The sequence below is a fragment of the Flavobacterium sp. N2270 genome (assembly GCF_025947225.1).
GTDB lineage: Bacteria > Bacteroidota > Bacteroidia > Flavobacteriales > Flavobacteriaceae > Flavobacterium.
This window is the reverse complement of record NZ_CP110005.1, coordinates 2,581,299-2,594,378: the sequence shown is the minus strand read 5'-3', so window position 1 is coordinate 2,594,378 and position 13,080 is coordinate 2,581,299. Positions and strand designations below refer to the sequence as shown.

General features: G+C 29.2%; 12 protein-coding genes. 2 read left to right on the top strand and 10 right to left on the bottom strand.

What is annotated here, in order from left to right:
* Positions 1 to 195: 195 nt before the first annotated feature.
* A complete protein-coding gene (mazG, locus tag OLM55_RS12235; protein WP_264559186.1) occupies positions 196 to 972 on the top strand; it encodes a nucleoside triphosphate pyrophosphohydrolase in 777 nt (258 codons plus the stop codon).
* A gap of 112 nt (positions 973 to 1,084) precedes the next feature.
* The gene (locus OLM55_RS12230; protein WP_264559185.1) at positions 1,085 to 1,372 is read left to right on the top strand and encodes an antibiotic biosynthesis monooxygenase family protein; all 288 of its coding nucleotides are present in this window, start codon (positions 1,085 to 1,087) and stop codon (positions 1,370 to 1,372) included.
* 138 nt (positions 1,373 to 1,510) lie between these two features.
* On the opposite strand, the gene OLM55_RS12225 is transcribed toward OLM55_RS12230, so the two are convergent.
* The 10 genes from OLM55_RS12225 to OLM55_RS12180 form a co-directional block, all read right to left on the bottom strand.
* The gene (locus OLM55_RS12225) at positions 1,511 to 2,362 is read right to left on the bottom strand and encodes a hypothetical protein (protein WP_264559184.1); all 852 of its coding nucleotides are present in this window, start codon (positions 2,360 to 2,362) and stop codon (positions 1,511 to 1,513) included.
* Between the two features lie 147 nt (positions 2,363 to 2,509).
* On the bottom strand, positions 2,510 to 2,941 hold the full coding sequence (locus OLM55_RS12220; RefSeq protein ID WP_264559183.1) for a GNAT family N-acetyltransferase: 432 nt from the start codon (positions 2,939 to 2,941) through the stop codon (positions 2,510 to 2,512).
* Between the two features lie 95 nt (positions 2,942 to 3,036).
* Positions 3,037 to 4,932, bottom strand: coding sequence for a DUF349 domain-containing protein (locus OLM55_RS12215; protein WP_264559182.1), 1,896 nt, complete (start codon positions 4,930 to 4,932; stop codon positions 3,037 to 3,039).
* Positions 4,933 to 5,094: 162 nt separating this feature from the next.
* Positions 5,095 to 5,478, bottom strand: coding sequence for a hypothetical protein (locus tag OLM55_RS12210; protein ID WP_264559181.1), 384 nt, complete (start codon positions 5,476 to 5,478; stop codon positions 5,095 to 5,097).
* 58 nt (positions 5,479 to 5,536) lie between these two features.
* Entirely contained in the window at positions 5,537 to 6,295 is a 759-nt protein-coding gene (locus OLM55_RS12205) for a shikimate dehydrogenase family protein (protein WP_264559180.1), read from the bottom strand.
* Positions 6,296 to 6,299: 4 nt separating this feature from the next.
* The gene (locus tag OLM55_RS12200; RefSeq protein ID WP_264559179.1) at positions 6,300 to 7,268 is read right to left on the bottom strand and encodes a DUF368 domain-containing protein; all 969 of its coding nucleotides are present in this window, start codon (positions 7,266 to 7,268) and stop codon (positions 6,300 to 6,302) included.
* Between the two features lie 26 nt (positions 7,269 to 7,294).
* Positions 7,295 to 8,689: a tetratricopeptide repeat protein gene (locus tag OLM55_RS12195; RefSeq protein WP_264559178.1), complete on the bottom strand. Its 1,395-nt coding sequence runs from the start codon at positions 8,687 to 8,689 to the stop codon at positions 7,295 to 7,297.
* 107 nt (positions 8,690 to 8,796) lie between these two features.
* Positions 8,797 to 9,987 carry an aspartate aminotransferase family protein gene (locus tag OLM55_RS12190; protein ID WP_264559177.1) on the bottom strand — a complete coding sequence of 397 codons (1,191 nt, stop codon included), beginning with the start codon at positions 9,985 to 9,987 and terminating at the stop codon, positions 8,797 to 8,799.
* A gap of 51 nt (positions 9,988 to 10,038) precedes the next feature.
* A complete protein-coding gene (locus OLM55_RS12185) occupies positions 10,039 to 11,682 on the bottom strand; it encodes an OstA-like protein (protein WP_264559176.1) in 1,644 nt (547 codons plus the stop codon).
* Between the two features lie 108 nt (positions 11,683 to 11,790).
* Positions 11,791 to 13,062 (bottom strand): adenylosuccinate synthase, encoded by a 1,272-nt coding sequence (locus tag OLM55_RS12180; RefSeq protein WP_264559175.1) that lies wholly within the window; start codon positions 13,060 to 13,062, stop codon positions 11,791 to 11,793.
* Positions 13,063 to 13,080 lie beyond the last annotated feature (18 nt).

Below are 13,080 nucleotides of genomic sequence, written 5' to 3'. Positions count from 1 at the left end.
TGTTGATTTAAATTCAGTTAAATTATTAAAAAACCAAATATTATTAGTAAAAATAGAAAAATATTTAAATTAAATAAAATTCTTACGTAAAAATAACTCTCTAAACAGCAAAGTTTAACCTTTAATTATTTTGGAAAGGGTTAAGTTAATTTATTTCTTTAATTTTGATTTTGATAAATTTTAAGACAAACTATAATGAATAATCGCCGACAACTTCAATTAGATGCTTTCAATCGTTTATTAGATATAATGGATGATTTACGTGAAAAATGTCCTTGGGATAAAAAACAAACCCTAGAAAGTTTACGCCATTTAACTATTGAAGAAACTTATGAGTTAGGCGATGCTATTTTAGATAATGATTTGCCAGAAATTAAAAATGAATTAGGTGATTTATTACTGCATATTATTTTTTATGCTAAAATAGGAAGCGAAACAGGTGATTTTGATATTGCAGATGTTGCTAATTCAATTTGTGATAAACTAATTGATAGACATCCGCATATTTATGGCGATGTTGTGGTAGAAGATGAAGAAGAAGTAAAACGCAATTGGGAAAAACTGAAACTAAAAGAAGGTAGAAAATCGGTTTTAGAAGGCGTGCCAAAAAGTTTACCAGCATTAGTAAAAGCAAGTCGTATTCAAGATAAAGTAAAAGGTGTAGGTTTTGACTGGGAAAAACCAGAACAAGTTTGGGAAAAAGTACAAGAAGAACTAAACGAACTACAAGATGAAGTTGCAGAAGGCAATCAAGATAAAATGGAAGCCGAATTTGGCGATGTTTTGTTTTCTATGATAAACTATGCTCTTTTTTTAAAAATAAATCCTGAAGATGCTCTAGAACGCACCAATAAAAAATTCATGAAACGATTTATGTATTTAGAAAGTAAAGCTGTCGAATTAGGAAAAAATCTATCTGATATGACTTTAGCTGAAATGGATGTGTTTTGGGAAGAAGCGAAGCGACTTTAATTTACAGTGTTCAGTTGTCAGTAATTAGTAATTGATGTCGTCAGTTCGAGTGATTTCGAAGAAATCGTATCGAGAACTATTCATAATTTTAAATTCTTAATTCATAATTAAAATGTATTACGCCGTTATTTTTACTTCAATACGAACAGAAACAGAAGAAGGCTATGCTGAAATGGCTGAAAAAATGGAGCAATTAGCCAAACAACAACCTGGTTTTATAGGTGTTGAAAGTGCTCGAAATGAAATAGGAATTACAGTATCTTATTGGGAAAGTTTAGAAGCTATAAAAAACTGGAAAATGAACTTAGATCATTTGGAAGCTCAACAAAAAGGTAGAAGCACATGGTATAAAAACTATAAAGTTCGTATTGCAAAAGTAGAACGCGAATATGAGTTTTAACGTTTTGCGGCTATAAGAAGTTGCGTACTTCATTCACTGCCAATTACAAGTATAGATAAAACTTTGATTCAACAATTACCATTTCTGATAAATCCTATGACTAGCAATTTCTTGTAACCGCTGTTGTGTGTTAGTTTTTTAATATTCAAATTCGTCAGTTTTATTTTCAAAAAACCAAGTAATATATTCATTTCGAATATTATTTAAATTTAATTCGGTAATTAATTTTGCTTTTTTTGGTAATATTTTTAATAAAATGAGATTCACATTTAAGTTAATTGCCGAAAAACTTTTATTTTCTATTGTGTTTACTTTTTTATTCTTTTGGTCGATTTCGATATAATTAATTTGGATTGGTTGTCCACAATAATTGAAAAAATCTAAATTATATAGTTTTGTTTCTTTTTCAGTGAATGTTATAATTCCTAAATTATTCCATCCGTCAAGAGTTAATGATGTTATGTTTAAGTCTGGTTTATTAAGCTTCAAATATTCGTCAAAATATTTATAGTTTTGAATTTCTGAATATTTTTTTTCAGCATCACTGTTTTCATCATAATCATTTTTTAAATAACTTTTATAACCATTTTGCTTTGCGATTTTTAAAATTTCTTTTTTAGTTGATTTTGTGAAATTTTGCATTAAAAATTCTTCTGTGAAATTATCTTCGTTATTGTTTAATGAAGTTAAAAGATAATTAATATTGCTTTTTGGAATGGTTTTATAATTTGAAGTTTTTACTTGTATTGTGTCATTTGAGAAGACTTTATTATATACTTTATCGTTTATTTTAAGATGTAAAGAGATTTTGAAATCACCATTTTCTGTTTTAGTTAATTCAAAAATTTCGCTCCTTGAGTAAATGCCGTTATTTCCCCAAGAAGAGCCACCGAACGAGTATGAAAATTTTATTTTGTTTATACTGTCAAAGGATTGTGAAAATATAAAACTTCCATGAAAAAGTATAAAAAATAAAAAGATTTTTCTCATTGAATTCTGGTTTACGTTCAGCTAAAATGAAACACAACTAAAGTATACCCGCTATAAACAAACGGTTGTAAGTAATTGTTTTTGTGTGTACTTGTTTGTAAATCCAAATATAAGAAAATTACTAAGGCTTATTTATTGAAAATTATTTTAATTTATCTTCTTTTGAAAGTGAAACCCTAAAACTTTATAACCATTTTGAAAGTAAAATTTATGTGCTCTATCGCTTTGCACATAAGCATTTAGCTCAACGGTTTTGCAACTATTCTTAATTGCCCAATTTTCAATATGCGAAACAAATAGATTTCCTAGTCCACCAGAACGAATGGTTTCATCAATTACAAAATGATCTATTTCTAATTGTTTTCCAGAATAAATACGAACGGTAATCCATGCGCCCGAAATTCCAACTAACTTTTCATCTTGATACAAACCAAAGCAATGGTAATTTTCAAATTTAAATATTTCATTTAAACTATTTTCTATTTCTTCAATAGGTTTATCTGGATTAAGAAGTTTACCAAAAGGAGCAATTTCTTTTATATTAGATTTTGATAGTTTTTTAAATTGAATGTTTTGCATTATACACTTTTATAAGTTCATCAAATATAAAACTTTTAAAGCAAAAAATCCTGCTAATTGATTAGCAGGATTTTATATTTACTATTATTATCTAATTAAAGAGAATGTAATTTACTTTGCTTTTCTTTCCACATTTTTAAATCTTCTTTGTGGCGTTCAATGCTTTTTTGTACTTCTTTAATGAAAGGATTTTCTCCTTTAGAACTAGAGCTAATGAACTGAATGTTGTTTTCTAATTGGAAAATTTCATTTTGTACTTCGTCAATTTTCTTTCTAATAAAAAACTGCTCTTTTTCTAAAGCTCTGTCGTCTTCATTTTCTACCCATTGATCAAGTTTTGCATTAAACTTCATCATTTCGGTATCTTTTTTAGATAAGCTTAATTTTTCAAATAAGGCATCAAGTATTTTATTGAACTTTCCTTCGATATGTCTTCTGTTAAAAGGAACTTTACCAAATGCTTTCCAGTTTTCAATATGCTTTTTAATAGCGTCTAAATCGGTTTTATGATCACCAACTAATTCAAAATCTTTTAAAGTTTCTAAATAGGTTTTCTTGTTTTCAAAAGCTTCAATTTCAACTTTATCTTCTGTATTTCTTACTTTGTGCATTCTGTCAAAGTAATGGTTACAAGCGTCTTTAAATTCTTTCCAAATTTTGTCTGACTGCTTTCTTGGAACATGACCAATTTTTTTCCAATCATCTTGAATTTTCTTCATGATTGGAGTAGTAGCTTTAAAATCTTCACTGTCTTTTAAAGCATTTGCTTTTTCAACTAATTCGGTTTTCTTATTTAAATTTTCTTGTTGCTCGTGCTTAATGTCTTTGTAAAAAGCATTTTTTGTAGCATTAAAGTTGCGAACGGCAGCTTTAAAAGCATTCCAACTTGCATCTGTTTCTTCTTGAGGCACTTTACCAGCTTTGAAGAATTTTTCTCTTAATGCTTCAATTTTTTTAATTTGGTTTTGCCAACCGTTATGGTTTGCAACTTTCTCATTTGAAACCGCATTAATTTCTTCAATAATTGCTTTTTTCTTAGCTAAATTTTCAACTTCGCGCTCTTTTGCTTTTTCAAAGAAGGCTTCTCGTTTTTCATGCATTTGCTTGGTAATGTCACTAAATGCATTCCAAACTATTTCTCTTTGTTCTCTGTCTACTGGTCCAATTTCTTCTTTCCAAACACGGTGTAAAATTTGCAATTCTCTAAAGCCTTTCATAACATCGGTTTCATTTAAAAGACTTTTTGCTTTTTCAATGATTTGTAGTTTTTGCTCTAAATTATGTTTGAAATCTAAATCTCTGGCTTCTTTATCTAAATGAATTAAATCGTAAAAGCGCTCTAAATGAAAATGATAATCGTTCCAAACAATATTGTATTTATCTCTAGGAATTGAACCCGCGTTTTTCCAACGTTCTCTAATATCATTAACACGTTTAAACATATCGCCAATGCTTAAAACTTCTTCAGTTCCGTCTACTAATTCCTTCAGTTCATCTATTAATTCACTTCGTGTATTTAAATTCCCTTTTAGATTTTTTTGCAGTTGGTTATAATGATTATTTCTATTGGTTCTATATTCATTATATGCGTTGTCAAATTTATTTTTTAAAGGAAAATGATATTCAAACGTAGCATTTTCATCGGTATTTGTTTCGTTAAATTCATCTCTTTTTTCGTCAATTAAGTCGTTGTACTTACTTGTAAAAGCTTTTTTAATTTCTTCTACATGATCTTTAATAGCCATAACCTTATGGTTTGCGACTAGTCGTTCAAGTTCTTCAGTAAGTTCTTCCTTAGACATTGTGTCGTATTCCAACATAGGGATGTCGTGTCTATCCTGTACCGAATCGTCTTCGCTTTCTTCAGCATTTGAATTATCAATTTCTTCTAAAGCAGATTGATTAATTGCCGTTACATTCTCTTGTTCTTGAGTCGTTTCGTTCTCTGTTCCGTCTGCCTGTGGCAGGTTATCATTCATTTCTTCTAACATTATTACATGCTTAAGGTTACTATTAGTTTTCGAAGATACGAATGCAACATTAAATTTCAAAGAAAAACCGTTAAATGTGGTTTATTTTATGGGGAAAACGTAAAAAAGAATTATGTGAAATTTAAATATTTTATTAATTTCAGAAAAAAAAGTTAAGCTTTTTTAATATACAAGTATTGCATTTCCGTTTTCACATAGTATTTCAATAGGTTGAGGTGGTACTGAACAATCGCTAATAAGTTTCCAACGGATGTTATATTCTAATTGTTTTATTCTATGTTCTTCTATTTTTTGAAGAAATAGAAAAGTGTTAATGTTTCTTGAATAAGCGATGTAGCCAACTGGACCACCACATGGTTTATTTCCATAACTAGTATAAGTCCATTCTGAAGGATCACTACAAGTTACACTAGTTGCCATATTTTCAATTTCTGAAAACAGTAGGTTTAAGTTTTGATTTTCTTGTTCTTGAGTTAATTCATCATTACTACAACAAAAACAAATTCCGATCAATAAGAATAAACTAAATGATTTAATTTTTGACATATTTTTTTTTTAATAGATGATAAAAATACGGCTAGGTTGCGTGAATTGATTATAATAACTATTTGTTCCAAATAATCCATGCTTTTTCAGCTTGAAATACTAACATTTCATATCCGTTTTTAACTGTTGCTTTATTTTCAGCAGCTTTTCTTAAAAAGGTAGTTTCTTCTGGATTGTAAACTAAATCAAAAGCAATATGTTTCTTAGTGAATAAACTATAATCTAAAGGCGGACATTCATCAATATTTGGAAAAGTACCAAGTGGAGTAGTGTTAATAATGATTTGATATTCATCAAAAAAATCTTGGTTTAATTCATTATATGATATTTGAAATTCATTAGGATTTCTTGAAACAAAATCATATTCTATTTTAAGTTTTTGTAAAGCAAAAGCAACACCTTTACTTGCGCCACCAGTTCCTAAAATAAGTGCTTTTTTGTGGTTGTCTTTTAATAGAGGTTTTAATGATTTTTTGAACCCAAAATAATCGGTATTATAGCCTTTTAATTTGCCTTTTTTTGAAACTGTAATGGTATTTACTGCTCCAATTTTTTTAGCGTTTTTAGAAACTTTATCTAAATAAGGAATTATTGCTTCTTTATATGGAATAGTAATATTTAGGCCTTTTAATCCTTTAGTGTGTTTTGTGATTTTTGTAAATTGCTCTATTGTATTAATATCAAAATTTAAGTATTCACAATTGTCAAAATGAAACAATGAAAATTTTTCTGTGAAATAATTTTTTGAAAATGAATAATCGATATTACGACCTATAAGACCATATTTATATTGTTTTTTCAGTTTCTTCTTTTTCATTGTATTATTTTTTTTCTAAATGTGCTGCAACTTTTTCCATTCCGTAAATTACTAAAAAACCAAATGTTGCTAAAATAATTGCTAAAATAACTTGAGCATCACCTTCAAAATTTTGTGGTAAGATACTTTTTTCTAAAAAAGGAACAGTTTTTCCATGACTATTTATACGTGTTTCTAAGACTTCTTTCCAAGGCCAAACTTTATTAAGAGAGCCTATCATAAAGCCTATTAGCATTGCTAAAGTTGTATTTTTATGATGGTCAAACATCCAATGCAGTATTTTAGAAAAAGTTTTTAAGCCAATTATTGCCCCAATAGCAAAAGCGCCAAGCTTCATTAATGAAGTTGAAATTAATTCTGTATTCATTTGGGTTAAGCCTTCTCTAAATTGATTTATAGTACCAATAACAGTTTCATAAGACCCCATTAGTAATAAAATAAAAGCTCCAGAAATTCCAGGTAAAATCATTGCAATTATCGCAATAAATCCTGAAAGGAATAGATAAGTATAACTTTCAGGGCTACTTACTGGTTTTATAATTGTGATGAAATAAGCTAAAATAATACCAATTATTAACGCGAGAATTGAAACAGGTTTTAAACTTGTAATTTGTTTCCAAATGAGTAAAACACTTGCAATTATTAATCCAAAAAAGAAAGACCAAACCATTATGGGCTGTGTTTCTAATAAATGTGTAATTATTTTAGAAAAAGTTAATATGCTTATTCCTATTCCAACTACTAAAGCTATTAAAAATGAAGCATTTGCTTGCTTCCAAGTTGCTTTTATTCCTTCTTTTTTTAAAGTTTTTAATAATGAAAGATTAATTCCATTAATGCTATCAATTAATTCTTGATAAATGCCAGAAATAAATGCTATTGTACCTCCAGAAACACCCGGAACTACATCAGCAGCCCCCATTGCAATTCCTTTTAGTGTAATGATTAAATAATCGGGAAAAATTTTTCTCATGAATAATGAATTGAAAATAAGCTTACTTATTCTCTATATTTTATAATTTGATTTTGAACTGATTTTTTTTCCCAAATTGTTGGAAAATTCTCTTTAAAAAAAGTGTGATTTGCGAAATTCAATCGTAATGCATTATTTAAATGGAAATTACCTTTTTTAACTTGTTTTACCATGTAATTTAAACCTGCTAATCGGTATTCAATTTCATAATTATCTGGGAATAATTCTGATGATTGTAATAAAATTTCAATAGCAGAATCGTACTCGCCTAAAAACTGAAGAGTATCAGACCAAAGAACAAATGTGTCTAAATTAATGTCGCCAGTTTCAAATGCTTTTCTATAGCCAAGTTCTGCTTCTTCATGTAAATTTAAAGCCTGATTAATTGCTCCAAATCTTTTCCAATACATATTGTTTTCTCCATCAATTCCAATTGCTTTATTTACGTAGTATAGCGCTTTTTGATAGTTTTTTTGACGAATGTAAAAGTCGGTAATAGCAATCCAGCCTTTATCTAATAAAGGATCTTCATGAACTGTTTTTAAATAGTATTGAAGTGCGAATTCAATATTGTCAATTTTTTCATAACATTTACCTACGCGTAAGAAAACAAAAGAAGTAGCATCGTCTAACTCCATAGTAATTGCATAACAAGCAATTGCTTCTTCATATTTTTTTAGCTTTTCTAATGCTTTTGCTTTTTCTAAATAAGCACCTAAAAAAGTTTCATCAATTAATGTTGCGTAATCGAAAGCCCAAACTGCTTTTTCAAAATTCTTTACCGCATAATATTGGCGTCCTAGTTGATGCCAAGCTACTTCGCTGTATGGATTTTTGTCGATGAAACTATTTAAATAAATAATAGCTTCTCCGTTTTGGTCTAGAAAATCAAAGCAATAAACTACATTGTAAAGTGCAGAATAATCTTCTGTATCTTCGCTTAAACAACGAATAAAAAATTCTTTTGCTTTTTCAAGTTCGTCGTTAAAAAGATATTCCATTCCTATCATAGAATAAACATCAGCAGCATCATCAGTATATTTTAAAGCAATTTTTAAAGTTTCAATTGCTTCTTCATGTTGATCTCTTTTAGAGTAAATATTTGCTTTTTGGATGTATATTTCCTCATTATGTGGTTCAATTGCATATAATTCATTTAAGAGTTTTTCTGCAATATCAAGTTTGTCTTCGTAAATTAAAGTTTCTACTTGTACCAATTTTAACCCTGTAGATTTTGGATGTTGTTCCAAACCTAATTTTAAAGCTTTTTTGGCTAAGTTCATTCGTCCTGTATCCATATAGTGGAGAATGATTTCTTCAAACTCCTCAGAATCAAAGAAAAAAACTTTATTTGTTTTTAACATTGATTCAAATTTAGATAAGGAAAAGTTATTTTCTTCTTCATCGTGACTCATTCTCATAGCTTCTCTTTTTAAGGTTTCTCCTATATTTAAAATTAAGGAAAAATAGTGGGGCAATCATTTCTTGTGCGAATTGTTTTAAACAATTTAATTAACAATTTTTAATATTAATTATTATTGTTCTCTATCTCATTTAATGCTTCAAGAATAATGCCACAACCTTTTATAATTTCTTCATTTGAAATTGTTAAGGGTGGAGTAATACGAATAGCGCAGCCTTCAAAGAGTAACCAAAATAAAATAAGCCCTTTTTCTTGGCATTTTAAAATAACTTCTGTTGCTAAATCCGGACTTTCTGTCATAGCAGCGAGCATTAATCCTTTTCCTCTTATTTCTTTAATTAGTGGGTGAACTAAGGTTTTTCTAAATAAAGCTTCTTTTTCTAGTGTTTCAGCTATTAAATTTGTTTCGGTTAGTTCTTGCAAAGTTGCTAAACAAGCAGCTGCAATTACAGGATGACCACCAAATGTAGTAATGTGACCTAATTTTGGATCATGACTCAATAAATCCATCATTTCAGCAGAAGCTGTAAAAGCGCCTACTGGCATTCCTCCTCCCATTCCTTTTCCCATAACCACAACGTCTGGAACAACATCATAGTTTTCAAATCCGAATAATTTTCCAGTACGACCAAATCCAGGTTGAATTTCATCTAAAATCATAATAGCACCTACTTCTTCGCAACGTTGTTTTACTTTTTTGAGAAAATTATTTTCAGGTTGAATAAATCCTGCACCGCCTTGAATGGTTTCTAAAAGTACACCAGCGGTTTTAGAGGTAATTTTTTCTAAATCAGCTTCGTTGTTAAAAGTAATAAAATCTACATCTGGAATTAGCGGTCTAAATATTTGTTTACGTTCTTCAAACCCCATAACACTCATGCTTCCCATTGTGTTTCCATGATAAGCATTATGACACGAAATTAACTGACTTCTGCCTGTAACTCTTCTAGCCAATTTTAATGCACCTTCAATTGCTTCTGTACCAGAATTAGTTAAGTATGTTTTTGATAGAGTAGAAGGTAGGTTTTGTGCTAATAATTTACAAAGTTCAGTTGCTGGATTTTGTGCATATTCACCATAAACCATAACATGTGAATATTTGTCTAACTGTGTTTTTATGGCATCGTTAACTCTTTTAGGTTGATGTCCTAAAGTATTTGCAGAAACGCCAGCAACAAAGTCTAAATATTCTTTTCCGGCTGTATTGTATATGTATGAACCTTTTGCGTGTGAAACTTCCATAGCAAGTGGATGTTCTGTAGTTTGAGCTTGGTATTTGAAAAAATCGGATAACATTTTATTATTTTGATGTAATAGGTTTAAGTAATTTAGAATTCTGAAAATATCTTACTCTTTTTTTGGATTGTTTTTATCGAAATCAAGTGTTTCCTTTAAAACCCCCATTGGTACATCTACTTCTAATTCTTTTTTCTTGCTTTCAATTAGAATTTTCTCATGTATGATATTCTCTTCATCAGGAAAAATATCATCTTTAGATTTTATTCGTTCGTCGCCTCGCCAATTAAATCCTCTTAGTTTTCTTGCATTTTCAGGAAACTCAGATTCGGGATAAATTTCTGATTCTGGTTTTTTAAAAAATGTAATGGTTTCAATTTTATTTTCGTTTAGTATTAAGTTAATTTTACTACAAACGCCTTTATTGATGCCAATTAACTCATTATTATCATTATACATGTAATAAATAACTTCTGCATTTTTAATAATATCTACTTCATTAAGGTTGTTGTCAATAAATTTACCATATAAATTTTGTCCTTTAATTTGGTTGAAGCCATTTTTACTTAGAGTGTCTTTTTGAATAATAAACGCATTATTAAGCACTTTTAAAGAATCTAGTTTTTCAGATTCATTATTACCTATTAGGTGTATAATATCTCCAGTCATTTGATTGTCAAAATTCCAAATAATAGGTTTTCCAATTAATTGAGTTAATGCTGTTTTATTGCTTGAATGCAGAGAATCACATTTTCCACTCATATCTGATTTATAAAAACGAACATTATTGAATGCTTTGATAATTCTGTTTTCTGGAGGACCAGTAACTTGTATTTTTTTACCGTGCATATAAAGTGAATCTTTTTCAACTTTGGTAATTACAACGGCTCTTTTTGTTAGTATAATTGAGTCTTTACGTGTTAAAGGATTTCTGTACATTTCTGCATAATGCCCTTTTGCTACTAAATTATTTATAGTATCAGTAATTTTAACATTATTAATTCCTCGTGAATAATTTTTTTCTCTATCATAAAATAAATCATCACCTTCAATAATTTTATTACTATACGTAATTTTTGAACCTTTTTTTAGTTTTCCAATTCCGGTTTTAGTATCATAAAAACCATTTTCGGTATAAATAACATTATCCTTACTAGTTATGGTTGAGGGTCCAAAAACATAAGCATGACCAGAGTTCTCATAAAAATCTAAATGATTTGTTTTTATTGTACTTTCAGGGTTTGTTACGGTAACTGCTGATGTAAATTTGTATTTCTTTTCTGAAAGAAAATATTTACCCGATTTACTTTTTAATGTATTTTCTTTATTTTTAATAGTTCCATAGCTGTTATAAAAAGCGACTTGTTTTTTTTTATCAAAAAATATAGTATCAGTAACTAAAGTAGATTCAGGTGAACGAAGATTTACATCACCAGTTGCAAAAGCAAATTCGGTTTTACCGTTGTATTCTGCATAACGACTGTCCATATGGATAGAGTCGCCTTGATTAATTTGAACATTTCCAAAAGCTTTTATATAATCTTCATCTTTAAAATGATAGGCTTTATTGCATTTTATTTGAACTCCATTATGTAAAACACTTACATTTCCTGTAAATATAATTGCTCCAGGAATTTCATTCTGATTCATATCGATAAAATCGGAATGTTCAATGATAATTTTTTTATTTTCTTGTGAGAAAAGAGAAAAACTTACTAATAGCAAGCTTGTTATATATAAAATGTGCTTTTTCAAAATAGTTATAATTTGTGTCAAATTTAAGTAAAAACTCGATAAGGCCTTTATTATTAAGAAATTTTTATCATAAAAAAACGTCTCTGGTTAAAGAGACGTTTTAAAATATTATTTTGTAATTGTTTGTTTTCTATCTGGACCTACAGAAATTACTTTTATAGGTACTTCTACTTCTTTTTCAATAAAAGCGATATATTCTTTTAATTCGTCAGGTAATTCATTATACGTTGTCATTCCTGTTAAATCTGCTTTCCAACCTTTCATTGTTGTAAAAATTGGCTCAACATTTTCTGGTTCAATATTATAGGGTAAATGATTAATAATTTCTCCCTTGTATTTATAACCTGTACAAATATCTAAAGTATCAAAACCAGAAAGAACATCTCCTTTCATCATGTACAATTGTGTTACACCATTTACTTGAACCGCATATTTAAGTGCAACTAAATCTAACCATCCGCAACGTCTTGGGCGACCTGTTACAGCTCCAAATTCGTTACCTACTTTAGCCATTGTTATTCCTTCTTCATTGAATAATTCAGTGGGAAAAGGACCACTTCCTACACGAGTAGTATATGCTTTGAAAATTCCGTAAACGTCTTTTACTTTATTTGGCGCTATTCCTAAACCTGTACAAGCACCAGCTGCAGTAGTTGTTGATGAAGTTACGAATGGATATGTTCCAAAATCAACATCTAAAAGAGAACCTTGAGCTCCTTCAGCTAAGATAGATTTACCCGCTTTTAAAGCTTGATTTAAGTATTCTTCACTATCAATGAAAGTTAATTTTTTTAGTACTTCAATAGACGTAAAAAACTCATCTTCCATTTCTTGTAGATTGTATTGTAAATCTACATTGTAAAAAGCAATCATAGATTCATGCTTGTCAGCTAAAGCTCTATATCTTTCCTTAAAATCTGCTAGTTCAGTATCTCCAACACGTAAACCATTTCTACCTGTTTTATCCATATAAGTTGGCCCAATACCTTTTAATGTAGAACCAATTTTTGCTTTTCCTTTTGAAGCTTCAGATGCTGCATCAAGCAAACGATGAGTTGGTAAAATTAAATGTGCTTTTCTAGAAATTAAAAGTTTAGAAGTAACATCCATATTGAATTTTTCTAAGCCTTCAAGTTCTTTCTGAAATACAACTGGGTCAATAACTACACCATTTCCAATAACGTTTTTTGCGTTTTTGTGAAAAATTCCAGAAGGAATAGTTCTTAAAACATGTTTAATTCCGTCAAATTCTAAAGTGTGTCCTGCATTTGGTCCACCTTGAAAACGAGCAATAATGTCATATTTTGAGGTTAATACATCTACAATTTTTCCTTTTCCTTCGTCACCCCATTGTAACCCTAGTAGTAAGTCTACAGTCATTTTTTTAGTTGTTTTGTG